Origin of the sequence: Comamonas trifloxystrobinivorans (genome assembly GCF_043359985.1) — a bacterium.
Lineage (GTDB): Bacteria > Pseudomonadota > Gammaproteobacteria > Burkholderiales > Burkholderiaceae_C > Comamonas > Comamonas trifloxystrobinivorans.
This window is the reverse complement of the sequence record NZ_JBHZGV010000010.1, coordinates 143,973-168,531: the sequence shown is the minus strand read 5'-3', so window position 1 is coordinate 168,531 and position 24,559 is coordinate 143,973. Positions and strand designations below refer to the sequence as shown.

Annotated in this window: 22 protein-coding genes; 12 read left to right on the top strand and 10 right to left on the bottom strand. The window is 61.7% G+C overall.

Going from position 1 to position 24,559, the window contains the following annotated elements; genetic code table 11:
- Positions 1–31 precede the first annotated feature (31 nt).
- The 5 genes from pheS to thrS all read right to left on the bottom strand — a co-directional run bounded on the left by pheS (position 32) and on the right by thrS (position 4,652).
- A complete protein-coding gene (pheS, locus tag ACFIQF_RS13885; protein WP_393943712.1) occupies positions 32–1,084 on the bottom strand; it encodes a phenylalanine--tRNA ligase subunit alpha in 1,053 nt (350 codons plus the stop codon).
- Between the two features lie 114 nt (positions 1,085–1,198).
- Complete coding sequence (gene rplT, locus ACFIQF_RS13880; RefSeq protein ID WP_184710706.1) at positions 1,199–1,558, bottom strand: 50S ribosomal protein L20; 360 nt, start codon at positions 1,556–1,558, stop codon at positions 1,199–1,201.
- 26 nt (positions 1,559–1,584) lie between these two features.
- Entirely contained in the window at positions 1,585–1,788 is a 204-nt protein-coding gene (gene rpmI / locus ACFIQF_RS13875) for a 50S ribosomal protein L35 (protein ID WP_105729206.1), read from the bottom strand.
- A gap of 227 nt (positions 1,789–2,015) precedes the next feature.
- On the bottom strand, positions 2,016–2,642 hold the full coding sequence (infC, locus tag ACFIQF_RS13870) for a translation initiation factor IF-3 (RefSeq protein ID WP_393943710.1): 627 nt from the start codon (positions 2,640–2,642) through the stop codon (positions 2,016–2,018).
- 78 nt (positions 2,643–2,720) lie between these two features.
- Positions 2,721–4,652, bottom strand: coding sequence for a threonine--tRNA ligase (gene thrS, locus ACFIQF_RS13865; RefSeq protein ID WP_393943708.1), 1,932 nt, complete (start codon positions 4,650–4,652; stop codon positions 2,721–2,723).
- A gap of 339 nt (positions 4,653–4,991) precedes the next feature.
- Between thrS and ACFIQF_RS13860 the strand changes: the two genes are divergently transcribed.
- The 4 genes from ACFIQF_RS13860 to ACFIQF_RS13845 all read left to right on the top strand — a co-directional run bounded on the left by ACFIQF_RS13860 (position 4,992) and on the right by ACFIQF_RS13845 (position 8,392).
- Complete coding sequence (locus ACFIQF_RS13860; RefSeq protein WP_393943706.1) at positions 4,992–5,741, top strand: hypothetical protein; 750 nt, start codon at positions 4,992–4,994, stop codon at positions 5,739–5,741.
- Positions 5,742–5,853: 112 nt separating this feature from the next.
- Positions 5,854–6,291: a hypothetical protein gene (locus tag ACFIQF_RS13855; protein ID WP_393943704.1), complete on the top strand. Its 438-nt coding sequence runs from the start codon at positions 5,854–5,856 to the stop codon at positions 6,289–6,291.
- A 76-nt stretch (positions 6,292–6,367) separates the two neighbouring features.
- Complete coding sequence (gene argE, locus ACFIQF_RS13850; RefSeq protein ID WP_393943702.1) at positions 6,368–7,519, top strand: acetylornithine deacetylase; 1,152 nt, start codon at positions 6,368–6,370, stop codon at positions 7,517–7,519.
- Positions 7,520–7,606: 87 nt separating this feature from the next.
- A complete protein-coding gene (locus tag ACFIQF_RS13845; RefSeq protein ID WP_393943701.1) occupies positions 7,607–8,392 on the top strand; it encodes an SOS response-associated peptidase in 786 nt (261 codons plus the stop codon).
- 266 nt (positions 8,393–8,658) lie between these two features.
- Here the strand turns inward: ACFIQF_RS13845 and xerD are convergent, their stop codons facing one another.
- From xerD to ACFIQF_RS13830, 3 genes are all read right to left on the bottom strand, one after another.
- Positions 8,659–9,591 carry a site-specific tyrosine recombinase XerD gene (gene xerD, locus ACFIQF_RS13840; RefSeq protein WP_393943699.1) on the bottom strand — a complete coding sequence of 311 codons (933 nt, stop codon included), beginning with the start codon at positions 9,589–9,591 and terminating at the stop codon, positions 8,659–8,661.
- 799 nt (positions 9,592–10,390) lie between these two features.
- Positions 10,391–11,371, bottom strand: a complete 981-nt coding sequence (locus ACFIQF_RS13835) for a tripartite tricarboxylate transporter substrate binding protein BugE (protein WP_393943697.1) — start codon at positions 11,369–11,371, stop codon at positions 10,391–10,393.
- A gap of 246 nt (positions 11,372–11,617) precedes the next feature.
- Positions 11,618–12,586 (bottom strand): tripartite tricarboxylate transporter substrate binding protein BugE, encoded by a 969-nt coding sequence (locus ACFIQF_RS13830; protein WP_393943695.1) that lies wholly within the window; start codon positions 12,584–12,586, stop codon positions 11,618–11,620.
- A gap of 290 nt (positions 12,587–12,876) precedes the next feature.
- Here ACFIQF_RS13830 and ACFIQF_RS13825 point away from each other — a divergent pair, with 290 nt between their 5' ends.
- From ACFIQF_RS13825 to ACFIQF_RS13815, 3 genes are all read left to right on the top strand, one after another.
- Positions 12,877–13,806: an AEC family transporter gene (locus ACFIQF_RS13825; RefSeq protein ID WP_393943693.1), complete on the top strand. Its 930-nt coding sequence runs from the start codon at positions 12,877–12,879 to the stop codon at positions 13,804–13,806.
- A 292-nt stretch (positions 13,807–14,098) separates the two neighbouring features.
- Complete coding sequence (locus ACFIQF_RS13820; RefSeq protein WP_393943692.1) at positions 14,099–15,442, top strand: ferredoxin reductase family protein; 1,344 nt, start codon at positions 14,099–14,101, stop codon at positions 15,440–15,442.
- Positions 15,442–16,131 (top strand): GDSL-type esterase/lipase family protein, encoded by a 690-nt coding sequence (locus ACFIQF_RS13815; protein WP_393943690.1) that lies wholly within the window; start codon positions 15,442–15,444, stop codon positions 16,129–16,131. The genes ACFIQF_RS13820 and ACFIQF_RS13815 overlap by 1 nt, the downstream gene beginning before the upstream one ends.
- Here the strand turns inward: ACFIQF_RS13815 and queG are convergent.
- Positions 16,128–17,225: a tRNA epoxyqueuosine(34) reductase QueG gene (queG, locus tag ACFIQF_RS13810; RefSeq protein WP_393943688.1), complete on the bottom strand. Its 1,098-nt coding sequence runs from the start codon at positions 17,223–17,225 to the stop codon at positions 16,128–16,130. The two genes, ACFIQF_RS13815 and queG, sit on opposite strands and share 4 nt — an antisense overlap.
- Positions 17,226–17,257: 32 nt before the next feature.
- Between queG and tsaE the strand changes: the two genes are divergently transcribed.
- From tsaE to ACFIQF_RS13785, 5 genes are all read left to right on the top strand, one after another.
- The gene (gene tsaE, locus ACFIQF_RS13805) at positions 17,258–17,755 is read left to right on the top strand and encodes a tRNA (adenosine(37)-N6)-threonylcarbamoyltransferase complex ATPase subunit type 1 TsaE (RefSeq protein ID WP_393943686.1); all 498 of its coding nucleotides are present in this window, start codon (positions 17,258–17,260) and stop codon (positions 17,753–17,755) included.
- Between the two features lie 59 nt (positions 17,756–17,814).
- On the top strand, positions 17,815–19,395 hold the full coding sequence (locus ACFIQF_RS13800; RefSeq protein WP_393943836.1) for an N-acetylmuramoyl-L-alanine amidase: 1,581 nt from the start codon (positions 17,815–17,817) through the stop codon (positions 19,393–19,395).
- A gap of 527 nt (positions 19,396–19,922) precedes the next feature.
- Entirely contained in the window at positions 19,923–20,930 is a 1,008-nt protein-coding gene (locus ACFIQF_RS13795) for a cytochrome-c peroxidase (protein ID WP_393943684.1), read from the top strand.
- 24 nt (positions 20,931–20,954) lie between these two features.
- Positions 20,955–22,802, top strand: coding sequence for a DAHL domain-containing protein (locus ACFIQF_RS13790; RefSeq protein ID WP_393943682.1), 1,848 nt, complete (start codon positions 20,955–20,957; stop codon positions 22,800–22,802).
- A 40-nt stretch (positions 22,803–22,842) separates the two neighbouring features.
- Entirely contained in the window at positions 22,843–23,790 is a 948-nt protein-coding gene (locus ACFIQF_RS13785; RefSeq protein WP_393943680.1) for a response regulator, read from the top strand.
- Positions 23,791–23,865: 75 nt separating this feature from the next.
- Here ACFIQF_RS13785 and ACFIQF_RS13780 read toward each other — a convergent pair whose 3' ends face one another.
- On the bottom strand, positions 23,866–24,510 hold the full coding sequence (locus ACFIQF_RS13780; RefSeq protein ID WP_393943834.1) for a VTT domain-containing protein: 645 nt from the start codon (positions 24,508–24,510) through the stop codon (positions 23,866–23,868).
- Between the last annotated feature and the right edge of the window lie 49 nt (positions 24,511–24,559).

Genomic DNA, 24,559 nt, shown 5'->3' with positions numbered 1-24,559 from the left:
AGGGAAGCAGCAGCAGCCGCTCGCTTTTCAATCACTGAAACTGCGACAGGAAACGGATATCGCCGTCGAAGAACAGGCGCAGGTCGTTCACGCCATAGCGCAGCATGGTCAGGCGATCGGGGCCCATGCCAAAGGCAAAGCCGATGTATTTCTCGGGGTCCAGGCCCATGTTGCGCACCACGTTGGGGTGCACCTGGCCGGCGCCCGAAACTTCCAGCCACTTGCCAGCCAGCGGGCCGCTTTGGAACTGGATGTCGATTTCCGCCGATGGCTCGGTGAACGGGAAGAAGCTGGGGCGGAAGCGCAGCACCAGATCGTCCTGTTCGAAAAAGGTTTTGCAGAAATCGGTGAAGACCACTTTCAGGTCTTTGAAGCTGACGTTCTCGCCAATCCACAGGCCTTCGCACTGGTGGAACATGGGCGAGTGGGTGGCATCCGAATCCACGCGGTAGGTGCGGCCCGGCGCGATCACGCGGATCTCGGGCATGCTTTGGCCAGCGTCGATCAGGTTGCGGTAGCGCTTGACGTGCTGCACCGCGTGGCGCACCTGCATGGGGCTGGTGTGCGTGCGCAGCAGGTTGGGCGCGTGCTGCGTGCCACCTTCTACGTAGAAGGTGTCGTGCATGGAGCGCGCGGGGTGGTCTTCGGGCGTGTTGAGCGCGGTGAAGTTGAACCAGTCGGATTCGATCTCGGGGCCTTGTGCCACTTCAAAACCCATCGAGCCAAAAATGCCTTCGATGCGCTCCATGGTGATGGAGACCGGGTGCAGGCCACCTGCGCCACGGCGGCGACCGGGCAGGCTCACGTCCAGCACTTCGGCTTTCAGATGGGCTTCCAGCTCGGCATCGGCCAGGGCTTTGCGGCGGGCGGTCAGGGCCGCTTCGATGGCCTGCTTGGCCACGTTGATGGCAGCACCGCGCGATTTTTTCTCTTCGACGGAAAGCTGCGCCATGCCCTTCATGAGCTCGGTCATCTTGCCCGACTTGCCCAGAAACTGCGCCTTGGCGTTTTCCAGATCAGCGGGGGTGTGGGCTTGCGCAAACAACTGCTTGGCGCTTTCGACCAGAGAATCCAACTCGTTCATACCGACTCTTTATCGATTCTTGAAAATAAACAAGGGCTAGTGCCTTTTCAAGCCCTAGCCCTTGCTGTGTTGCACCAGCAGCTACTAAACGGAGAGTAACTACCGATCGTGACCTCAGGCAGCCAGCTTGGCCTTGACTTGGTCGACGATGGCTGCAAAAGCGGCCTTGTCGTGCACGGCGATATCGGCCAGCATCTTGCGGTCGATTTCGATGGCAGCCTTCTTCAGGCCGTTGGCGAATTGGCTGTAGGTCAGGCCCAGTTCACGTGCAGCAGCATTGATACGAGCGATCCACAGTTGGCGGAACACGCGCTTCTTGTTGCGACGGTCACGGTAGGCATACTGACCAGCCTTCATGACGGCTTGCTTGGCAACGCGGAAGACGTTACCACGGCGGCCACGGAAACCCTTAGCAAGGGCCAGAACTTTTTTGTGACGGGCGCGAGCCGTTACACCACGTTTGACGCGAGGCATGTGTTTTCTCCTTGTTCGTCAGTGAATTACAGGCCCATGCCGGGCAGCATCTGTGCCATGTGACCCATGTTGGTCTCATGCACGTTCACTGCACCACGCAGATGGCGCTTGTTCTTGGTGGTCTTCTTGGTCAGGATGTGACGCTTGAAGGCTTGACCGCGCTTGACGGTGCCACCTGGACGAACGCGAAAACGCTTCTTCGCGCTGCTCTTGGTCTTCATTTTGGGCATGTGAATGCTCCTTATGGATTGTGCTCGTGAGGCGTTCAGACCACTTGGCTGAACTTGTTGGCCCCGAGCCACTTTTGCGACAGACCGGAAACCCTATCCATCTAAGAAAGTGCAGCTACCCGCAGCCAACGCATGCACACATGCGCCAGTGCAAAAAGCAGCTCTCCCTATAAAAACCGAAGGCGGCTGAGCGCCGCCTGTCGGAATTTGCTATTTTAAGCGATTTTTCAAGCCGCCGCTACTGGGGCTTTATCGCCTTCGGCAGATTTACCACCGCCGGCAGCGCCTGCAGCACCGGGCTTCTTGCGCGCCGGAGCGATCATCATGATCATCTGGCGGCCTTCCAGCTTGGGAAACTGCTCGACCTGGATGGTATCGGCCAGCTCGTCGCGGATGCGGTTGAGCAGGTCCATACCCAGGCTTTGGTGCGTGATTTCGCGGCCACGAAAGCGCAGCGTCACCTTCACCTTGTCGCCGTCAGCCAGGAAGCGCTTGATGTTGCGCATCTTGACGTTGTAGTCACCATCATCGGTACCGGGGCGGAACTTGACTTCCTTGATGTCGATGACGGTTTGCTTGGCCTTGGCTTCGGCCGCCTTCTTCTGCTCTTGGTACTTGAACTTGCCGTAGTCCATCAGGCGACAGACCGGCGGCACGGCCGTGGCGGCGATTTCCACCAGGTCGACGTCCAGCTCGCCCGCCATGCGCAGTGCTTCCATCAGCGGCACGATGCCCAGAGGTTCATTGTTAGGACCGGACAGGCGCACTTCAGAGGCCTGGATCTCACGATTCAGACGGTGTTTGCGCTCTTCGCGGTGGCGGCGATCACGAAATTCAGTAGCTATGGCTTTCACCCTAAAAATTTAAAAGCTACGACAGCGTAGCTGCTAAGACGCAGTCCACGCTGTCCAAAGCCCACTTACCAGAGAGTTTTATGCTTTAGAGGCGATGTCTTGAGCCATCAGATCGACGAAGGCATCCAGAGACATCACACCGAGGTCTTTACCGCCCCGGGCGCGCACTGCTACGGCACCAGCTGCCTTTTCCTTGTCGCCGGCGACGAGGATGTAGGGCAGCTTTTGCAACGAATGCTCACGTATTTTATACGTAATCTTCTCGTTGCGCAGATCGGTAACCACACGCAGGTCTTGGTGTGGCAAGGCCTTACGCAGTTTGTCGGCCACTTCCTGCACGTAATCGGCCTGTGCGTCGGTGATGTTGAGGATGGCCACTTGCGTGGGCGCCAGCCAGGTGGGCAGCGCGCCAGCGTGCTGCTCGATCAGAATGCCGATGAAGCGTTCGAGCGAGCCGACGATGGCACGGTGCAACATGATCGGGCGGTGGCGGTTGCCGTCTTCACCAACGAATTCGGCATCCAGGCGCTCGGGCAGGTTCGGGTCGACCTGGATCGTGCCGCATTGCCATTCGCGGCCCAGCGCGTCCTTCAAGGTGTACTCGATCTTGGGGCCGTAAAAAGCGCCTTCGCCGGGCAGGTATTCAAAATCGCAGCCCGATGCACGCAGACCTTCGGCCAGCGCGGCCTCGGCCTTGTCCCAGCTCTCTTCGGTGCCGATGCGCTTTTCCGGACGGGTCGACAGGCGGTACAAGATGTTGGTAAAGCCAAAATCCTTGTAGACCTTTTGCAACAGCGAGGTAAAAGCCGTCACTTCGGCCTGGATCTGATCGGGCATGCAGAAGATGTGGCCGTCGTCTTGCGTGAAGGCGCGCACCCGCATGATGCCGTGCAGCGAGCCGGTGGGCTCGTTGCGGTGGCAGTTGCCGAACTCGCCAAAGCGCAGCGGCAGATCGCGGTAGCTCTTGATGCCTTGCTTGAAGATCAGGATGTGGCCCGGGCAGTTCATCGGCTTGAGCGCGTACTCGCGCTTTTCCGATTCGGTGGTGAACATGTTCTCGCGGTACTTGTCCCAGTGACCGGTTTTCTCCCACAGGCTCTTGTCCAGAATCTGCGGCGCCTTCACTTCCTGGTAGCCGTTGTCGCGGTACACCTGGCGCATGTACTGCTCCACCTCTTGCCAGATGGACCAGCCCTTGGGGTGCCAGAACACGGTGCCGGGCGAGCACTCGTCAATGTGGAACAGATCGAGCTCACGGCCGAGCTTGCGGTGGTCGCGCTTCTCGGCTTCTTCCAGCATGTGCAGGTATTGCTGCAGCTCATCCTTGCTGGCCCAGGCCGTGCCGTAAATGCGTTGCAGCATCTCGTTGTGGTGGTCGCCGCGCCAGTAAGCGCCCGCCACCTTCATCAGCTTGAAGTGCTTGAGCTTGCCGGTGCTGGGCACGTGCGGGCCGCGGCACAGGTCTTCAAACTTGCCTTCGCGGTACAGGCTGACTTCTTCGTTGCTGGGGATCGAGGCAATGATCTCGGCCTTGTAGTCTTCGCCAATGCCCTTGAAGTAGCTCACCGCTTCGTCACGCGGCAGCACACGGCGCACCACAGGCTCGTCCTTGCCGGCCAGCTCGGTCATCTTTTTCTCGATGGCGGCCAGGTCTTCGGGCGTGAAGGGACGCTTGTAGCTGAAGTCGTAGTAGAAGCCGTTTTCAATGACGGGGCCGATGGTCACTTGCGCATCGGGGAACAGCTCTTTGACAGCGTAAGCCAGCAAGTGGGCGGTAGAGTGGCGAATCACTTCCAGGCCGTCTTTGTCCTTGGCGGTCACGATGGCCAGCGGCGCATCTTGCTCGATCACATAGCTGGTGTCGACGACCTTGGCGTTATCGCCAATACCGACCTTGCCGGCCAGCGCAGCCTTGGCGAGGCCGGCGCCAATCGAAGCGGCCACCTCGGCCACCGACACCGGGCCGGGATAGTCGCGCTTGGAACCATCGGGGAGCGTAATTTGAACCATAAATATTCCTGTGATCCTGTGAAATCTGTGGGCTGTCAGCAACCGCGCCGGCCAGAATGCAAAAAGCGCGGAACCGGTCCGCGCTTTGGGTGTGTGTGAGGAGGAAGACGATCAACAATCGTGCAGGCGCGAACCACCGGCCTTAATGGCCAGCCAAACCTCCAGCGGTCGTCGTTCGCGGTGTCATAACCGAATCTGCCTTTCTCGCTCTTGTGCAGGGTTGAAGAGTAAAACGTGTGCATTTTCCCACAAACTGGGCGCTTGCGCAGTGCACCGTTGCAACGCGCATGCACAATGCTTTGTAATAATCAAAAAGATAGCAGACCCTGACGATTTGATATGCCTTGTCGCACCGCCCGCTCCCTTGGAATTTCCGCATGCCTGACTGCGTTATTGCTGACCGGTTGCGCCGATACGCCTGCCGTGCGCGGCAAAGTGCCCGAGCGCGATATGGAGACCAAGGAGTGGGGCCAGTCCGACGTCAACCGCATGGCCACACTCAGCATCCACGCCAATCTGCAAAGCCTGTACCTGCTGATGGACAAGCTCTACCGCCGCAATCCGCAAGAGTGGCGCAAGGGCGGCTTTGACAGCCGCGAGCAGGCGATCCAGGCCGTCAAGGACGCGATAGAGAACGAGCAGCCCTGGCCCGATCTGATGGACCAGCGCGACATTGAAGGCATGAGCATGGCCTTAGCGCCCGAGTTCTCGGGCGACCGCGTGGCCGCCTTCACCTGGGCCACGGCCGACATGCTGATCACCGCCTATGGCGGCCGCACCACGCTCTACCTGATCCACGGGCTCGATGCGCAAATGGTCTACAACGCCTCGCGCAACCTCGAAATCGCCAACTGGATGCTCACCCACCGCAAACTGGCCAACGGCCAGCCCATGCTGCTGACCAACGAAATCAACGCCAGCCAGCGCAACCTGAGCTTTGAACGCGAGTTCGGCAAGATGATTGCGCGCAACGATCTGATGGCCGATGTGGTGTCCGAGAAGTACCGCCGCGCCGTCATCGGCTATGTGCAAGGCCTGGCCGGCGGCAGTCTGCTGCAGTTTCTGCCCGTGCAGGCAGTGGCGCGTTAATCCTGAACCGGCGCTACCGCTCCACGCATTTCCGCTTCACCCTCGCTTCACACACTTCCTGCTCGCTTCACCCTGCGCGGTCACAGTTCGTGCACAAACAGGAGAGAAGCCCATGCACCCTACCACCGCAACAACCGCTACCGACCCACTGGCCAACACCGCAGCCGGCAACGTCCACCCCGCCTGCTACGAGCAGCCCAGCCGCTGCCGGCCTTGGTTGGCAGCGTTGTCGGGAGCGTTCACGACGGTCTTCTACGCCTTTTTCGCCCTTGGTGTCGGCGGCGCCCTCTCAGGCATCATGGGTGGGTTCATCGGCAGCGCTGTGTTCCTTCTGGCAATGGCCGCCTGCGCTCCCGGCTTACTGCTCTTCGCTCTGTGGAACGCCATGTCCGCACCTATCGAAGGCCCACTCGAAACTGCGCTGCACTTCGAACGCCAGATGCAAGGCATGCTGATCGCCGGCGTTGGCAGCCTGCTGTTTTGGGCCTGTCTTGGTGGCGCATTGGGCTACTGGCGCTGCGTGCGCAAGCAGCGCCGCTCAACTTCTTAATACACAGCGCCTCACGCAGTTTTCCCAAGCCTTCTACACTCGGCCTCTTGCGATTTAACTCCCGAGTGACTGCGTTATGAACACCCGCTCCTGGCTGGAAAAATTGGTGGCTTTTGACACCACCAGCCGCAACTCCAACCTGGCCCTGATCGAAACCGTGCGCGACGACCTCGCGCGCCAGGGCCTCAAGGTCGAGCTAATCCATTCGCCCGAAGGCGACAAGGCCAATCTGTTTGCCACCCTGCCCGCCGACGACGGCAGCACCCAAGGCGGCATCGTGCTCTCGGGCCACACCGATGTGGTGCCGGTGGACGGCCAGAACTGGGACACCAACCCCTTTGCGCTGACCGAAAAAGACGGCAAGCTGTTTGGCCGTGGCAGTGCCGACATGAAGGGCTACATCGCCGCCTCGCTGGCACTGGTGCCCGAGTTCATTGCCATGCCGCGCAAAAAACCGCTGCACATTGCCCTGTCGTACGACGAAGAAGTGGGCTGCGCTGGCGCCCCCGTGATGCTGCGCGCCTTGCAAGCCCGTGGCCAGGTGGCAGACGGTTGCGTGGTGGGCGAGCCCACCAGCATGCAAGTGGTGGTGGCGCACAAAGGCATCAACCTGTACCGCTGCAAAGTGCATGGCAAGGCCGCGCATTCGTCGCTCACGCCCAAGGGCTGCAACGCCATTGAGTACGCTGCGCGCCTGATCTGCCATATCCGCGATGTGGCCGACCAGTTCAAGGCCCAAGGTCCGTACGACGAGTTCTACGACGTGCCTTTCACCACCATGACCACCAACCAGATCTCGGGCGGCATCGCGGTCAACACCATCCCCGAGCTGTGCGAGTTCAACTACGAGTTCCGCAACCTGCCGGGCATGACGGCGGAGAGCATCCAGGCCAAGGTCGAGAGCTATGTGCACGACGAGCTGCTTCCCCGCATGCAGCGCGAGTTTGCCGATGCCCGCATCGACATCGAAACCGGCCCCTATGCCCCGGCGCTGGAAGCCAGCGAGCAAGCCGCCATCACCGCCCTGGTGCGCGCGCTGACCGCCGACACCACCAAGCGCAAGGTGGCTTATGGCACCGAAGCCGGCCTGTTCCAGAACATCGGCATTCCAACCGTGGTCTGCGGCCCCGGCAACATCGAGCAGGCGCACAAGCCCAACGAGTTTGTCGAAATCAGCCAGCTCGAAGCCTGCGAGCGCTTTCTGCGCAAGCTCGGCCAGTCGCTCTAAGCAGCACTGCGCTTACCACCAGCCCGCCCCCACAAAGGCGGGCTTTTTTCCGCCTGCCCCACAGCAAAGCCCGTACCATCTCGCCCTATGAGCACCCAATACGAAGCCATCAAAGCCGCCGACCTTTTCCCGACCGCTTTTCGCGTAGCGCCGCCCGCCGAACTGGGCGAGCGCAAGATGACGCCACGCAAGCCGGGGCTGATGATTGTGCGCAGCCTTGAATCAGCCACCGACGCTGAACGCGCTGCACTCAAGGCTGCGCAGCCCACCGAGACAGCAACCGCGCCTGCCGATGCCGCAGCGAGCGCCGAATCTGCAGAAGCCAAAGCCAATGCGCCCCAGCGCATTTTGCTGCCTGCGCAATGGGGCTTGGTGCCGCAATGGGTGAAATCGGCATCAGATGGCAAGCTGCGTGCCACCAAGCTGGTCACGGCCAAATACGACACCGTATCTACCGCCACGGCTTTCCGCGAAGCCTGGCTCAACAACCAGCGCTGCATCGTGCCCATGCAAGCCTTCATCACCGACGATTACCGTGGCGGAGGCCGCCCCAAGCCCACACGCATTGCCCGCGTCGACGGCCTGCCCATGGGCGTGGCCGGCGTGTGGGCGCGCTGGACAGACCCGGAAGACGGCAGCGAGCTGCTGAGCTACGCCATCATCACCGTCAACGCCAATGCCCACGGTTTGATGAACCGCTACCAGGCCCAGGGCAGCGAAAAAAGCATGCCCGCCATACTGAACGAAGGCTCATACGACGCCTGGCTCAACGCCACCGCCGCCAAAGCCAAGGAGTTTTTGCGCGCCTACCCCGCACAAAAGCTGCTCGCCAACCCGGTAGAAAAAGGCCGCAAGAATCCGCTGGGGATTTGAGAGGCTTGGATTCGAATACACCGGGTTGCGCGAGTGACCCGACGAACGCTGCCAATGGCTCTGGCGTTGAGAGTTTTCGTTTCCAGGTGGCAGCAGAGACGCTCATGCTTTGTTGCAAGGCTTTACCATACCGAAGTATTGTCTGCAGCCTTGCGTCGCGCCTGAGCGCCTCTGCTGCCATTGAGGGGAAAATCCACAATGGCGCGTACGCTGCAAAAGTCGCTATTTGAATATCGGCTTACCCGTCACCCACCAGGCTTCTCAAGCTAACCGCGCGGATGGTGCTGAGAATGCAAGTGTTTGAGCCGCTCGCGCGCCACGTGCGTGTAGATCGTGGTGGTCGAGATGTCGGCATGGCCCAGCAGCAATTGCACCACTCTCAAGTCGGCGCCATGGTTGAGCAAGTGCGTGGCAAAGGCGTGGCGCAAGGTATGCGGTGACAGCGGCGCGGTGATGCCGGCCAGCTGCGCGTATTTTTTCACGATCATCCAGAAGGCCACGCGTGTCATGCCGCCGCCCCTGCTGGTGACAAAAAGATCAGCGCTCTGGCGGCCGTTCAAGATGGCGGGCCGCGCATCGCTCAGATAACGTTCCAGCCATTGCTGCGCCACCTGGCCGAACGGCACCAACCTCTCCTTGCTGCCCTTGCCCATGACGCGCAACACGCCTTCGGCCAGGCCCACTTGCACGCTTTTGAGCTCCACCAACTCTGACACGCGCAGGCCGCTGGCGTACATCAGCTCCAACATGGCCCGGTCGCGCAGGCCGAGCGGATGGCCCACATCGGGCGCTTCCAGCAAGGCCTCGACCATTTGCGTCGTCATCGTCTTGGGCACGCGCAACGGCTGCTTGGCAGCCAACAGGCGAATCGTAGGATCGGCACTGATCAATTGCTCGCGCAGCGCCCAATGGAAAAAGCGCTTCAACACCGTCAGACGCCGGTTGGCCGTGGTGGCCTTATCGCCAATTTTGGCGGCGAAGAATGCTTGCAGCTGCGCCTCCTGGCTTTGCTCCAGCGCCGTGTCAGGGTGCTCAGCGCTCAGCCAGTGGCCGTACAGAGTCAGATCGCGCCGATACGCTGCAAGGGTATTGCGCGCCAAGCCGTCTTCCAGCCACACCGCGTCAATAAACCGGTCGATAGCCGGATGCGCTGCCGGTGCAGGCTGGGAGACAGAAGTAGATTTTTTGGGGCGAGCCATGCGCCGATGATGGCACGAAAACGCCGCGTGCTCGGCCTGCGCGCTGGCCCGTTTTTGCCGATACAGCAGCCAGCGCATACATCACATGGCGTTTGCCTCGCAAGGCCGTCCAACACGCCTGCCAACACAGCGCCAGCCTTGCGCAACTGCGCTATTTCGCCACTTTGACTCTGCCGCATAGCGCTTTTGCAAATACCCAAATTGACAGTGAAACTCCACTCTATGTGCAGCTGGTCTTGCTTGCTCTGCAGCGGCCATCGTGAACGCCAGCAAACCAGCGCAACTCTCGCAGGCTGTTGGCTGTTGGCTGTTGGCTGTTGGCTGTTGGCTGTTGGCTGTTGGCTGTTGGCTGTTGGCTGTTGGCTGTTCAGGATGTCCTACCCCCTTTCAGCCAGCGCCTGCGGACGCAGCAAACGCCGGCGGTTTGGCTGCCGCAGGACAGCCAAACTTCGTGCACTGACTTGCAGACGCTGTTTGAACGGAGCGCTTTGGCGCGGAGTGAGTTCGTCTGCACGCCGGCGTTTGTTGTGGCCGCAGGTTGCCCCGATTGCCCCGCTTTGCGGGGCGGTCGGGGACGCTGGATGTAGGGCACGCTTCTTTGCCTTCTTTCTTGCCGTGCAGCAAGAAAGAAGGTCGCCCGCCGGGGCGAATTCCCGGCATCTGCGCGAAGCGCAGACCTCTCCGCTGAGGACGCAGATGCTTACCACTCGGCGCCCTCGAAGCCCAGCTGTGGCGCCTGATACAGCAAGAAAAAAGCCGCCAGCTTACGCGGGCGGCTTTAGTACGAAGCTTAGAGCAATCAGTCCAGCTTCAGGTCCTGCTTCTTCACCACATCCTTGTACACGGCAAACTCGGCCTTGATCTGGTCGGCAAACTGCTCTGGCGAGTTGCCCACCACCAGCGAGCCGGTGTCTTCGATGCGCTTGCGCACGGCGGGGTCAGCCAGCACTTTCTTGGTGGCGGCGTTGATCTTGTCGACCACTTCCTTGGGCAGGCCCTTGGGGCCGAGGATGCCGTAGAAAGCCATACGGTTCACCGGCTCCAGACCCACTTCCTTGAAGGTAGGCACATCGGGCAGCACGGCCAGGCGCTCAGGCGCAGCCACCACGATGGGCACCAGGCGGTTGTCCTTGACGAAAGGCAGGGTCGAAGGCAGGTTGTCCAGAATCATGTTGACCTGGCCAGCCACCGTGTCGTTGAGCGCCGGGCCCGCACCACGGTAGGCGATGTGGGTCATCTGGATGCCGCTCAGGCTCTTGTACAGCTCCATCAGCATGTGCTGGATGCCGCCGGTGCCCGAGGACGAGTAGCTGTACTTGTTGGGGTTCTTCTTGAGTTCGGCCTCAAACTCCTTGTAGTTCTTGGCCGGGAACTTGGGGTTCACCGCAATGATGTTGGGCGTGGCCGCCACGTTGATGATGGGCGTGAAGTCCTTGATCGGGTCGTAAGCGATCTTGGGATTGATGGCCGGGTTGGTGGCCGTGGTCGACACGGTGGCAATGCCCAGCGTGTAGCCGTCGGGCTGCGCACGCACCGTTTCCACAGCGCCAATAGTGCCGCCAGCGCCACCCTTGTTGTCCACCACCACGGGCTGGCCCAGTTCCTTGCCCAGCGGATCGGCGATCACGCGGGCGATGATGTCAGTCGTGCCGCCGGCGGCGAATGGAACGATCAGACGGATGGCCTTGTTAGGGTATTTGGAATCGGCCAGCGCGCCCGTGCTCACGGTAGCGGCTGCAGCTGCCATCAGAGTCAGGCCCAGGATAGAGCGACGTTGCATAGTATGGAATCTCCTCTTTGAAGTGGTGCAGGCGCTGACCATGCCCAAGGTATGCTCGGCGGTCGGGGCGGCTGCGCAATGCATTTTCAGCACAGCGCTTTTATAACGGATAAATACAGGCTCCCTCGTCAGAAATAGCCCGTGTTTTTTGCCGGAGAATGCCGATGCTTGATGCAAACAGGGCAACCCGTCACCGAGCTGCCCTGTTTGTTTACCGGCGTTGCGGGCCCACAGGCCCCGAGCGCATCAGTCGAGCTTGATGCCCTGCTTGTCGACCACGGCCTTGTAGGCGGCGTACTCGTCCTTCATTTGCTGGGCAAACTGCTCGGGCGTGTTGCCCAGAATGACCGAGCCGGTGTCTTCGATGCGTTTGCGCACCGCCGGGTCTTCCAGCGCCTTGCGTGTGGCGGCGTTGACCTTGTCGACAATGTCCTTGGGCAGGTTCTTGGGGCCGACGATGCCGTAGTAGGCCGAGCGGTTGACCACCGGCGCACCCACTTCCTTGAAGGTAGGAATGTCTTCCATGCCCACCACGCGGCCGGGCGCCGCTACCACGATGGCGCGCAGGCGCTTGTCCTTGATGAAGGGGTAGGCCGAGGGCAGGTTGTCAAAAATCATGTTCACCTGGCCGGCCACCGTGTCGTTCAAAGCCGGGCCGCCGCCGCGGTAAGGCACGTGCAGCACGTTCACACCCGCCTCGGCCTTGAGCATTTCCATCAGCAGGTGGGCGATGGAGCCAGGGCCAGGCGTGGCGTAGGAATACTTGCCCGGGTTCTTCTTGAGCTCGGCAATGAACTCCTGGTAGTTTTTGGCCGGAAAGCTCGGGTGCACGGCAATCACGTTGGGCGTGGCCGCCACGTTGATGATGGGCGTGAAGTCCTTTTGCACGTCGTACGGCATCTTGGGGTTGATGGCCGGGTTGGTGGCCGTGGTCGAGACCGTGGCGATACTCAGGATATAGCCGTCCGAAGGCGCACGTGCAGCTTCGGCCGCGCCTACCGTGCCACCGCCGCCGCTCTTGTTGTCTACCACCACGGGCTGGCCCAGTGCTTTGGACAGCGGCTCGGAGATCACGCGCGCGATGATGTCGGTGGTGCCGCCAGCGGCAAAGGGCACGATCAGGCGGATCGGCTTGCTGGGGTAGTTGTCGGCAGCCAGCGCACCAGCGCTGCCCAGCGCCAGTGCCATGGCCAGGCACAGTCGGCGATTGATCATTTTTGGTCTCCTTCAAAGGCTTGCTGCCAAGGCAGGCAAGCCAGGTTGCAACAGCGCGCAAAGCCAACGCCGGCCAACAGCCAGCACTTTGCAATAGCGCAATGCTAGCGGTAATGAAACGGCTCTTGGCCCGCCAGCGCGTGTGTGATTGCCGGTGTTTTCCCGCATCCACCGGAGCCGCTGGCCGGTTTTGCACCCGCCATGGCCGGGAATGCGCGCAACCCCAGGGCAGACCGCGCCAGCGCGCGCCTGCGCGACCTTTTTGCCCTCGCGCCCATGGCCAATCCGCTATGCTTGCGCCGGTGAACTACGCCCAACTGCTTTTCCCCGATTTTTCGCTGATTCTGATTGGTTATCTGGTGTGCCGCTACACGGCGCTGAACCGTTCCATCTGGCAGCCAGTGGAAAGCCTGGTGTACTACTTTCTGTTCCCGACGCTGCTGTTCTATTCGATCATTCGCAGCCCCATCGACTGGCACAGCACCTCCAGCCTGATGCTCGCCGGCATTGGCACCGGGCTGATCGCCATCGCCCTCACCTTCACGCTGCCCCGTTGGCCCTGGGTCGGCAAGCGCGTGGATGCGCGCGACGCCGCCGCCAGCGCACAGATCGCTTTTCGCTTCAACTCCTTCATCGGCCTCGCACTGGCCGAGCGCCTGGCCGGCGCCCAGGGTTTGCAGCTGATCTCGGTGCTGATTGGCGTGTGCGTGCCCATGTTCAACATTGCCGCCGTCTACCCCATGGCCAAGGGCTCGCAGACCGGCTTCATGCGCGAGCTGCTGCGCAACCCGCTGATCTTGGCCACGCTCAGCGCGCTGGCCTGCAACCTGCTGGGCCTGCGCCTGCCTGCGGTGGTGGAGCCCACGGTGGCGCGCATCGGCCAGGCCTCGATCGCCTTGGGCCTGATGTCGGCCGGCGCGGGCATGCAGCTGGGTTTGCTGACGCAGGGCAAGCTGCTGAGCACTTCGGTGCTCGCCATTCGCCACCTCGTCACGCCATTGATCGCGCTGTGCGTGGCGCACTGGTTGCGCCTGTCGCCCCAGCAGGCATCCATCTTGCTCATCTTCTCGGCCCTGCCTACGGCATCGACCTGCTACGTGCTCGCCGCCCGTATGGGCTACAACGGCGCGTATGTGGCGGGGTTGGTGACGCTGTCCACCATCTGCGGCGTGGCCAGTCTGCCGTTTGCGCTGAGCCTGCTGAGCTGGTGGCCGATGTAAGCGCGCTTGGCAAGCGCTTGCTCACTGTCAAGTAACTCCGTCAAACAAATCCCAATTGGCAACCTCGCAGCCAAGCTGAGCTGCGCATGCGCAAAAAACCGCCTGTTTTCTGCGCACCAGGTGCATCTTTACCTTCGCTTAGCCACTCAGAAGCTAGCTTGAAGTTACTGCCTGCTGCAATCGCGGGCAGCGCTGGCCCACGCACGGTCCAGCACTTGGCGCGTAGAGATAGTCAACACGCACTTAGCAATGCCGCGGCCGCTCTGGCCCCGGCCAATCCGAGGATGGCTGAATGAAAAGAATCGCCTGGGCCTTCGCGCTCATTTTTGCGGGCCTCAGTGCCCTGTGGGGACTCGCCGATACCTGGTGGCCCACGCCACATGGTTATTTTGATTTGCGCACCGTCTGGGTGCAGTACAGCGGCGTGCTGGTGCTGGGCGCCATGTCGTTGGCCATGGTGCTGGCCACGCGCCCGGCCTGGCTGGAGCCGCACTTGCGCGGGCTCGACAAGATGTACCGCTTGCACAAGTGGCTGGGTATTGCTGCACTGGTGTTTGGTCTGGTGCATTGGACCTGGGCCAAGGGCACCAAATGGGCGGTGGGCTGGGGCTGGCTCGAACGCCCGGCGCGCAAGCCGCGCCCACCGCTCGATGCATTCACCGGCCTCGAAGGCTTGCTGCGCCCTCTGCGCGGCTTGGCCGAGGGCCTGGGCGAATGGGCTTTTTACGCCGCGCTGGTGCTGATGGTGTTGGCGCTCGTCCAGCGCTTTCCGTACCGCTGGTTCGCCAAAACGCATTTGCTCCTGGCCGCTGCCTACCTGGTGCTGGTGTTCCACAGCGTGGTGCTCGTGCAGTACAACTACTGGTCGCAGCCCATCGGCTGGGTACTGGCGGTGATGCTGGTGGCAGGCACGGTGTCGGCCATCTTGGTACTGCTGGGCCGGGTGGGCGCACAGCGCAAAGCGCAAGGGCAAATTTGCGCACTGCGGCCTTTCCCGTCGCTGCACATGCTGGAGATTCTGGTGAAGATGGGCAGCCAATGGCGCGGCCACCAGCCGGGGCAGTTTGCATTTGTCACCACCGACCGGGGCGAAGGCGCGCACCCGTACACCATCGCCTCGGCCTGGAACGCACAACATCCGCAGCTGCGCTTTGTGACCAAAGCCTTGGGCGACCACACCCGCTGCCTGCCCGATTTGTTGAAGGTGGGCGACACCGTCACCGTAGAAGGTCCATACGGCTGCTTCAGCTTCGCCGATACGCAAGCGCGCCAGATCTGGATAGGTGCGGGCATCGGCATCACGCCTTTTATCGGCCGTTTGCAGTATTTGGCGCAACAAGAGTCTGCGCCCCGGCAGCAGATTGATCTGTTCAACGTCACCGCCGTCTACGAGCCCGAAGCATGGGAGCTGTTGTGCGAGCTGGCCCGTGCGGCCCAAGTCACGCTCCACATCTGGCGCAGCGAAGAGCAAGGCAAGCTGAGCGGCGAGCAACTGCGGCAAATCGTGCCCGACTGGCAGCAGGCCAGCGTCTGGTTTTGCGGGCCTGCGGCGTTTGGCCAACACCTGGCCTGCGATCTGCGCGCCCATGGGCTGGCCGCAAAGCACTTCCACCAAGAGCTGTTTAACATGCGCTGATGCAAGCGATACCCCTCCAATCAGTCCTCCCCGATCAGCACCGCCGCCAACTGCTGCGCCTTGGCGCTGCGCTGGGCATTACCAGCAGCGCCGTTTTGTTGGGCGCATGCGGCAAAAAAGCGGCTTCAGCCAGTGCCATACCAGCCGGAGCCACGGTGCTGGCGCTGGGCGATTCGCTCACCCAAGGCGTGGGTGCCAGTGCCGAAACCTCTTTCCCCGCGCTGCTGGCCGAGCGCAGCGGCTGGAAGGTGGTGAACGCGGGGGTGTCGGGCGAGACGTCCAGCCAGATTGCCGCACGCCTGCCCGCTTTGCTGGAAGAGCACCACCCCGCCTTGGTCGTACTCTGCGCCGGTGGCAATGATTGGCTTCGCCGAAACAGCGCCCAGGCCGCTCAGACCGAGATCGCCCGCATGCTGCAGCTGTGCAAAAGCCAAGGCGTGCCGGTGCTGCTGGTCGCCGTACCTGAAATGAGCTTGGGCGCAGCGCTGACTGGCCGCCTGAAAGACCACCCGATCTACGCCGACCTGGCCAAAGCCGAGAAAGTGCCGCTGCTGGCTGATGCCTGGAGCGAAGTGCTCGGCAACAGCGCCATGCGCGCCGACCAGGTCCATGCCAACGCCGCCGGCTATGCCCGTTTTACCGAGCTGCTGGTGGGCGAGCTCAAAAGCACGGGCTTCTTGCGCAGCTAAGCACGGGGCATATCGGCGCCCAACTCGCGCTGCGCCAAGGCCCAGGCCACATGCTCGCGCACCACGGCGCTGGCGTCGTCAGCCCGCGTTGCCAGAGCCTGCGCAAACTGCACATCACCTGTCTCACGCCAGGCATTGCCCAAAGCCACCGCTACGTTGCGCAGCCAGCGCTCGTGGCCAATGCGGCGGATCGGGCTGCCTTCGGTGATGCGCAAAAAAGTGGCCTCATCCCAGGCAAACAGGTGCGGCAACTGCTGGTCGAGCAACGCGCCGCGCGCATCAAAATCGGGCAGGCTGGCGCGCTGGGCAAATTTGTTCCAGGGGCAGACCAGCTGGCAATCATCGCAGCCATAAATGCGGTTGCCGATGGCGGCGCGGAACTCCTCGGGGATGGCGCCGGGCAACTCAATCGTCAAATAAGAGATGCAACGCCGTGCATCCACCGCATGGGGCGACACGATCGCCGCCGTCGGACAGGCATCGATACAAGCCGTGCACTGGCCGCAATGCGCACTCACCGGCTCGGAATGCGGTAAAGCCATGTCAACAAAAATCTCGCCCAGAAAGAACATCGAGCCCGCATCGCGGCTCAGCACCAGCGTGTGCTTGCCGCGCCAGCCCTGGCCGCTGCGGCTGGCCAGCTCGGCCTCCAGCACCGGCGCGGAATCGGTGAAAGCCCGGTGCTGCAAGGCACCCACAGCCGCATCAATGCGCTCGGCCAACTTTTGCAGCCGGTTGCGCAAGACCTTGTGGTAATCGCGCCCCCGGGCATAGACGCTGACCACGCCTTCGCCCACGCGCGCATGGCGCTGCCATTCGAGCTGCTGCCAGCCGTCCGGGGTGGACTGCGGCAGATAATCCATGCGCGCCGTGATCACGCTCAGCGTGCCGGGCACCAGCTCAGCGGGCCGGGCACGCTTCAAGCCATGCGCGGCCATGTATTGCATCTCGCCGTGGAAACCTTTTTGCAACCACTGCATCAATCCGGGTTCTGCAGCCGACAAATCCACGCCTGCGACGCCGATTTGGGAGAATCCCAGCTCGCGCGCCCAGTCGTTGATCTGCTGTAATAGTTGTTGATTGGCCACTTCCATGCGCCGCTATTGTAAAAAATCTTATCGCCAGCATGAGCCAGAACGCCACCGTGAGCCCCCACTTTCCTTCCTTTGACTGCGTCTGGCACGACGAAGCCGACACCGCCGCCTTCGCCCAGACCCTGGCCGCACAGGCGGCCTTGGCCAATGCCTACCTCACCTTGCATGGCGACCTGGGGGCTGGCAAAACCACGCTGGTGCGCCATTTGCTGCGCGCGCTGGGCGTGCAAGGCCGCATCAAAAGCCCGACCTACGCCGTGGTCGAGCCGCACGAGGGCGCGCAGTTCGCCATCTCGCATTTCGATTTCTACCGTTTCGATGATCCACGTGAATGGGAAGACGCGGGCTTTCGGGATATTTTCGCGAGCCCCGGTCTGAAAGTGGCAGAATGGCCGGAGAAGGCTGCAGCCGTAACCCCTGTTGCAGATGTAGCTATCAGTATTGAAGCGATTGATGAATCGCAACGGCGTGTCCACCTGCAGGCCCACACGGCCACGGGCGCGTCCATTGTCCAAGGGTTTTCAGCGTGAGCGACACCCCAAAATTTGCCCCGGCCCCTTCTCTCCTCACCGCCGCCCGCCACCATGAGCTGGCAGGTACTGCCAGCCAGGCCGCCTATGGCCAGGCCGGTCTGTCGCGCCGCCAACTGCTGCGCGGCGGTGGCAGCCTGGTCTTGCTGCTCGGCAGCAGCCAGTTGGCCTTTGGCGCCAGCATTGTGGCGGTGCGCCTGTGGCCGGCCAAAGACTATACGCGGGTCACCCTGGAATCGGACGTACCGCTGAAAACCGAACAGCGTTTTGTGCCCGAGCCACCGCGCCTGGCCGTCGATATTGAAGGTATCGACCTGAACCCGGCCCTGCGCGAACTCGTCGCCAAAGTGCGCCCGGACGACCCGAACATTGCCGGCATCCGCGTTGGCCAGAACTCGCCCAAGGTCGTGCGTCTGGTGATCGACCTCAAGCAAGAGGCTTCACCCCAGGTGTTCACGCTCAAACCGGTAGCTCCTTACCAGCACCGCTTGGTGCTCGATCTGTACCCGGCCAAAGCAGTCGATCCGCTCGAGAGCCTGATTGCCGAGCGCATGAGCGAAGGCAAAGGCCCGGCCCTGGCGGCCGCGCCAGCGCCCAAGCCAGCGGCACCGGCCATCGCACCATCGGTGGCAGCAGCCATTGCGGGCGACCCACCTTTGCCCGGCAGTGCAGGCGCGGTGGTCACCACGCCGCCGCCTGCCACGGTAGCCGCCACGCATGATGCCGATCCGCTGGGCGATTTGATTGCCAAGAGCGGCAGCCGCCCCGCAGCGCCCCCACCCACCGTGGTGGCCATGGCTCCGCCACCTGCGCCAGTGGCACCGCCGCCGCCCCGGCCAGCGCCGCCACCGCCTCCAGAACCGGCTCCCGCGCCTGCGCCAGCCCGCAGCCGCCCGGCGTCCCGCACCGACCGGCTGATCATCGTCGCCCTCGACCCCGGTCACGGCGGCGAAGACCCTGGCGCCACCGGCCCCAGTGGCACGCGCGAGAAAGACATCGTGCTCAAAATCGGCCATTTGCTGCGCGAGCGCATCAACAACTCGTCGGTCGGCGGCAACCCCATGCGCGCCTTCATGACGCGCGATGCCGATTTCTTCGTGCCGCTCGGCACCCGCGTCGAAAAAGCCCGCCGCGTGCAGGCCGATCTGTTCATCAGCATCCACGCCGACGCTTTCACCAAACCCTCGGCCAACGGCGCCAGCGTGTTTGCCCTCAGCGAACGCGGCGCCACCAGCTCGGCCGCGCGCTGGCTGGCCAACAAAGAGAATGAATCCGATCTGGTGGGCGGCCTGAACGTCGCCGGCGTGGGCGAGAAAGACCAGCATGTGCAACGCGCCCTGCTCGACATGAGCACCACTGCGCAGATCAACGACAGCCTCAAGCTCGGCTCGCATGTGCTGCAAAAGCTCGGGCGCTTTGCACGCCTGCACAAACCGCGCGTGGAGCAAGCCGGTTTTGCCGTGCTCAAGGCGCCCGATATTCCCAGCGTGCTGGTTGAGACCGCCTTCATCTCCAACCCCGAAGAAGAGGCCAAGCTGCGCAGCAGCGCCTACCAAGTCCAGCTCGCCGACGCCATGATGCAAGGCATCTTGGAATACTTCGCCAAAAACCCACCGCTGGCGCGTAACCGCACGGTCTAAACGCCCAGCGCTCGTAGCGCCCTGCCGCCTGTTGTGCCCACGCACAACAGGCTTTTTTTCGTCACCACCACGCTGCAACGGGCTGGCAAAACAACGCCTAGGCACTTACCGCCTTTAGCGCCTCTCCATATGTCAATCAATAACAAAAAACAAACATAAATCTTCAATCAATTGTCAACTTCAATTGTTTTGATATATCTCAAGTTGATTTTGAAGTACTTGCTTACACTCTCTGCAACAAGTAAATACAAGCAAACGCCACCAGCTGCTGCCTGTACATAAAAGCCAAGCACTACCAAACAATCCGTAGTGCAATAAAAAAACAATCAAAGAGAAAAAAGCCCAAGTGCCTGTAGCGCAGCCCACCAGGTGCCTGCTGCCATAGGAAAACGCACGCTTGCCCACGTACAGCTTTCCCGCCGTACAACCCCGCTTTGCATTGTTCCGCCCGCAAGCGCTGCCGTTGCTGCTGCGCTTGCGTTTGTCATGCAGGGGTGCCGACAAGGCACACCGGAAAGTCAGGAAAAATGGATAGACAACCAGCCCGTATCTATAAGCACTACCGAGCCCTCAGCCTGCTGGCTGTCAGCGCCGTCTGGGGCCTGGCTTCCGCCCAAACACCGGCCAGTGAGCCGATCACGCCCATCCCCACCACCAGCCAAGAGCCGCCGCGTAAAGTGGAGCTGGGCCGCAAGCTGTTCAATGACACCCGCTTGTCGGGCGACAACACCATTTCTTGCGCCAGCTGCCACCAGGTCAAAAAAGGCGGTGGCGACAACCTGCCGCTGTCCAAAGGCATCCAGGGCCGGCTGGGCAAGGTCAACGCGCCCAGCGTGCTCAACAGCCGCTACAACTTCCGCCAGTTCTGGGACGGGCGCGCCGCCTCGCTCGAAGAGCAGGTGAGCGGCCCCATCCACGACCCCAACGAAATGAGCACCACCTGGGCACAGGTGCTGGGCAAGCTGTCCAAAGACACGGCGCTCACTGGCGAGTTCAAGGCGGTTTATCCGGCAGCCGGGCTCAATGCGGCCAACGTGACCGATGCACTGGCCAGCTACCAGCGCGCCCTGATCACGCCCAATGCACGCTTTGACCGCTATTTGCGCGGCGACAAAACCGCCCTCAAGCAAGACGAGTTGCGCGGCTACCAGTTGTTCAAATCTTATGGCTGCGTGGCCTGCCACCAGGGGGTGAACGTGGGCGGCAACATGTTCCAGACCTTTGGCGTCATGGGCGATTACTTTGGCAAGCGCGGCAATCCCACCGACGCCGACCTGGGCCGCTACAACGTCACCAAGAACCCGGACGACAAGCACGCCTTCAAGGTGCCGAGCCTGCGCAACGTGGTGCTGACAGCGCCCTACTTCCACGATGGTTCGGCCAAGACACTGGAAGACGCGGTCGACGTGATGTTCCGCTACCAGCTCGGCCGCCCGGCGCCCGAGCAGGACAAGAAATACATCATCGAGTTTTTGCACACCCTGACCGGCGAGCTCGATGGCAAGCCCCTGGACCGTTTGGCCAAAGAGCCCTGACCTGCCCCAACAGAGAGCAAGCCTATGACAACCCAATCAACACCCCAGCGCCGCTCGCTGCGCTGGGTTTATGCACTGGCCGCACTGGCGCTGATCGCGGTGCTGGTCTTTCTGGTGCTGCAGACGCGGGCCATCAACCTCAATGCCAGCAACGAAATCATCGGCACGCTGCGTAACCTCAAGCAGGTGGACGCGGAGTGGAACGTGGACGTGCTGCGTGCCAAGACCGGCCTGAGCTCCAACTACGACCAGGTGGCCAGCCCGCTGCCCTTGATCGCGCAGCTGGAAAAGCAATTGAACGAAACCACCTCCGAGTACTGGCTTGGCAAACAGGCCAGCGTCTCGCGTATGCAGCCGCTGATTGAGCGCTTTGGCAAGCTGATGGAGCAGAAGATTGCCGCCATCGAGCACTTCAAATCGCAAAACGCCATCTTGCAGAACTCGTCGCGCTTTCTGCCTGTAGCGGCTACCGATCTAGCGCAAGCGCTGCGCCAGAGCTCGCTGTCTGCCAACAACAAGCAGCATGCCGAAGAGCTGCTCAACCACCTGCTCGCTAACTCCATGAGCTACGGCCAAACACCCGATTCCGCGCTGCGCGATCGGGTGAGCGAAAACGCCAACGCTTTGCAGAATCTGGCCCAAACCGATGATCTGCGTGAGCTGGCCGAGACCTTTGTGGCCCACGTCAACACCATGCTGCGCCAGCAAGACCGCGGTGCGCAACTGCTCGAAGCCCTGGGCAACATGCCCACAGCCAAAGCCATTGACGACCTCTCGGACGCCCACGCGCAAGAGAACGACAAGCTGCTGGAAGGGCTGCAGTGGTACCAGCGCGCGCTGGCCATCTACTCCACGCTGCTCTTGCTGCTGCTGGCCTTTGTGGGCTGGAAGCTGTTCCGCAACTACCAGTTGCTCAACAACACCAACGACACGCTGGCCCAGGCCAACACCGCGCTGGAGCGCAGCCACCAGGAGCTCAAGGAATCGCAGGTACAGCTGGTGCAGTCCGAAAAAATGTCCGCACTCGGCCAGATGGTGGCCGGCATTGCCCACGAGATCAACACGCCGCTGGCCTATGTAAAAAGCACCTTCAGCATCGTGCGCGACCAGCTGGTGCCGCTGGACCAGCTGAGCCAGCACAGCAAAGCCTTTGCGCTGGCCATGCGTGCCCCCGAGCGCGACCAGAAACTGCTCAACCAGCATTTCCAGCGGCTGGAGCAGCTGTCCGGCGACATCACTGACAAGCATGTGCTGAGCGAGATGAACAGCCTGCTCGACGATGGCGTGCACGGCATCGAGCAGATCTCGGAGATTGTGCTCAACCTGAAGAACTTCAGCCGTCTGGACCGCGAGCGCGTCACCGACTTCTCGGTCGAGGCGGGCCTCGACAGCACGCTGCTGCTGGCGCGCAACCTGCTCAAGGACCACATCCAAATTCGCAAGGACTACGGCCAGGTGCCAGACATCTCGGGCTCGCCCTCGCAGGTCAACCAGGTTTTCCTGAACCTGATCACCAACGCCGCGCAGGCCATGCCCGAGCGCGACACGCCCAACATCATCACCTTGCGCACCAGCATTGCGCCCGAGGGAGACATGGTGCAGATCGAAATCCAGGACAACGGCAACGGCATCCCTGACGATGTGCTGCCCCGCATCTTTGACCCGTTCTACACCACCAAACCCATCGGCCAAGGCTCGGGCATGGGGCTGTCGATCTCGTTCAAGATCATTGAGGAGCACGGCGGCCGCATTCTGGTTGACACCGTCAAGGACACCGGCACGGTCTTCACCATTTTGCTGCCCTTGAACGCAACCACCACCGACACCGACAACGCCGCAGCGGGCAATGCAGACGCATTGTTTGCCGACTGAGCGTCGCAGCCCATAAAACCGACAAGAAAGGGAATTCACCATGGATACGCGTCCGAGCATTCTTTTTGTGGACGACGAGGAGCGCGTAGTCAACCAACTACGCATGATCTTCCGCCAGCACTACGAGGTGCACACCGCCACCTCGGGCGCAGAGGGACTGGCGATCCTGAAACGCACGCCCGTGGACGTGGTCGTCAGCGACCAGCGCATGCCCGGCATGACGGGCATCGAATTTCTCACCCAGGTGTGCAGGCTGCGGCCCGCCGCCATGCGCCTGTTGTTGACGGGCTACTCCGACCTGGCCGCGATTGTCGGCTCGGTCAACGAAGGCGAGGTCTACCGCTTCATCAACAAACCCTGGGACCACACCGAAATCCAGGAGATCATCGCTTCGGCCGTCGCAGCGGGCAAGGCCGCGCAGGTCGCTGCCTTGCCAAGCGACGCCGCAGTACAAGACTTCATGGCCCAGGCCGCAGAGCGCCCGCATGTGCTGATCATCGACGACCAGCGCAGCGATCTCCACGCCATGGCGCAAGTGCTTGGCGAAGACCAGCCCTGCCTGCTGGCCGAATCGGTGAACGAGGCCATCCAGCTGCTGTCCAAGCACGACGTGGGCGTGATCGTCACCGAGGCCCGCGTCGGCAGTGCGGACATGGGCAGCTTCCTGCACCTGCTCAAGCGCCACTACCCGCTGATCAACACCGTCATGCTCACCCGCTCGGGCGACGCCGATCTGGTGATCCGCCTCATCAACAAGGCGCAGATCTTCCGCTTTGCCACCAAGCCGCTGCGCAAGAGCGTGCTGCAATTGGCCGTCTCGGCTGCCATGAAGCAACACGGGCGCTTTCGCATATCGCCCGAGTTGGCCCACCGCCACCAGGTGGCCGAAGACCAGGAAGCCAGCAACGACAGCCAGCTCCTGGGCAGCATGAAGCAAAGCCTCAAAAACCTGCGCAGCCGTATCACGGGTTTTTGGAAACGCGCTTAAAACCACCTGATCACCCATTCCAGGTGCAAAAAAAGGGGCGCTACATGCGCCCCTTGTGCTTTAAGTCACCGAGACTCAAGCAGCCTTGCCAGCCTCTTCGTTCTTGCCGGCGCGCCAGGCGCCATAGATCGCCAACAGGCCAGGGATCAGAATCAGGCCCCAAATGATCTTCTCCAGGTTCGCCTTGACCCAGGGCATGTTGCCAAAGAAGTAGCCGGCCGTGCAAATACCGAACACCCAGATGGCGGCACCCACCAAGTTGAAGGCCACAAACTTGGCGCGGTTCATGTGCGCCACACCGGCCACAAAAGGCGCAAAGGTGCGGATGAATGGCATGAAGCGCGCCAGAATCACGGTGATGCCGCCGTAGCGCTCGTAAAACGCATGGGCCTTGTCAAACGCCTTGCGGTTGAACCAGCGCGAGTTCTCCCACTGGAACACCTTGGGCCCCAAGTGGTGGCCGATCTGGTAATTGCACTGGTCGCCCAAAAAGGCTGCGGCGAACAAAATGGCGGTGGCCAGCGGGTAGCTCATCAGGCCGGCGCCGCACATGGCTCCCACAATGAACAGCAGCGAATCGCCGGGCAGGAAAGGCATCACCACCACGCCGGTCTCGACAAACACAATCAAAAACAGCAGCGCATACACCCACATGCCGTAGGTGGTTACAAAAGCTTCCAGGTATTTGTCGACATGCAAAATGAAGTCGATCAGATGCATGCCTGCATCGACGAACCAGCTGAAAAATTCCAAAACACAACCCTTTACG

Bases quoted from the DNA above. Each gene is read 5' to 3' on its own strand.
- pheS (WP_393943712.1), bottom strand. From the start codon at position 1,084: ATGAACGAGTTGGATTCTCTGGTCGAAAGCGCCAAGCAGTTGTTTGCG.
- rplT (WP_184710706.1), bottom strand. From the start codon at position 1,558: ATGCCTCGCGTCAAACGTGGTGTAACGGCTCGCGCCCGTCACAAAAAA.
- rpmI (WP_105729206.1), bottom strand. From the start codon at position 1,788: ATGCCCAAAATGAAGACCAAGAGCAGCGCGAAGAAGCGTTTTCGCGTT.
- thrS (WP_393943708.1), bottom strand. From the start codon at position 4,652: ATGGTTCAAATTACGCTCCCCGATGGTTCCAAGCGCGACTATCCCGGC.
- ACFIQF_RS13860 (WP_393943706.1), top strand. From the start codon at position 4,992: ATGCCTTGTCGCACCGCCCGCTCCCTTGGAATTTCCGCATGCCTGACT.
- ACFIQF_RS13855 (WP_393943704.1), top strand. From the start codon at position 5,854: ATGCACCCTACCACCGCAACAACCGCTACCGACCCACTGGCCAACACC.
- argE (WP_393943702.1), top strand. From the start codon at position 6,368: ATGAACACCCGCTCCTGGCTGGAAAAATTGGTGGCTTTTGACACCACC.
- ACFIQF_RS13845 (WP_393943701.1), top strand. From the start codon at position 7,607: ATGAGCACCCAATACGAAGCCATCAAAGCCGCCGACCTTTTCCCGACC.
- xerD (WP_393943699.1), bottom strand. From the start codon at position 9,591: ATGGCTCGCCCCAAAAAATCTACTTCTGTCTCCCAGCCTGCACCGGCA.
- ACFIQF_RS13835 (WP_393943697.1), bottom strand. From the start codon at position 11,371: ATGCAACGTCGCTCTATCCTGGGCCTGACTCTGATGGCAGCTGCAGCC.
- ACFIQF_RS13830 (WP_393943695.1), bottom strand. From the start codon at position 12,586: ATGATCAATCGCCGACTGTGCCTGGCCATGGCACTGGCGCTGGGCAGC.
- ACFIQF_RS13825 (WP_393943693.1), top strand. From the start codon at position 12,877: ATGCTTGCGCCGGTGAACTACGCCCAACTGCTTTTCCCCGATTTTTCG.
- ACFIQF_RS13820 (WP_393943692.1), top strand. From the start codon at position 14,099: ATGAAAAGAATCGCCTGGGCCTTCGCGCTCATTTTTGCGGGCCTCAGT.
- ACFIQF_RS13815 (WP_393943690.1), top strand. From the start codon at position 15,442: ATGCAAGCGATACCCCTCCAATCAGTCCTCCCCGATCAGCACCGCCGC.
- queG (WP_393943688.1), bottom strand. From the start codon at position 17,225: ATGGAAGTGGCCAATCAACAACTATTACAGCAGATCAACGACTGGGCG.
- tsaE (WP_393943686.1), top strand. From the start codon at position 17,258: ATGAGCCAGAACGCCACCGTGAGCCCCCACTTTCCTTCCTTTGACTGC.
- ACFIQF_RS13795 (WP_393943684.1), top strand. From the start codon at position 19,923: ATGGATAGACAACCAGCCCGTATCTATAAGCACTACCGAGCCCTCAGC.
- ACFIQF_RS13790 (WP_393943682.1), top strand. From the start codon at position 20,955: ATGACAACCCAATCAACACCCCAGCGCCGCTCGCTGCGCTGGGTTTAT.
- ACFIQF_RS13785 (WP_393943680.1), top strand. From the start codon at position 22,843: ATGGATACGCGTCCGAGCATTCTTTTTGTGGACGACGAGGAGCGCGTA.
- ACFIQF_RS13780 (WP_393943834.1), bottom strand. From the start codon at position 24,510: ATGCATCTGATCGACTTCATTTTGCATGTCGACAAATACCTGGAAGCT.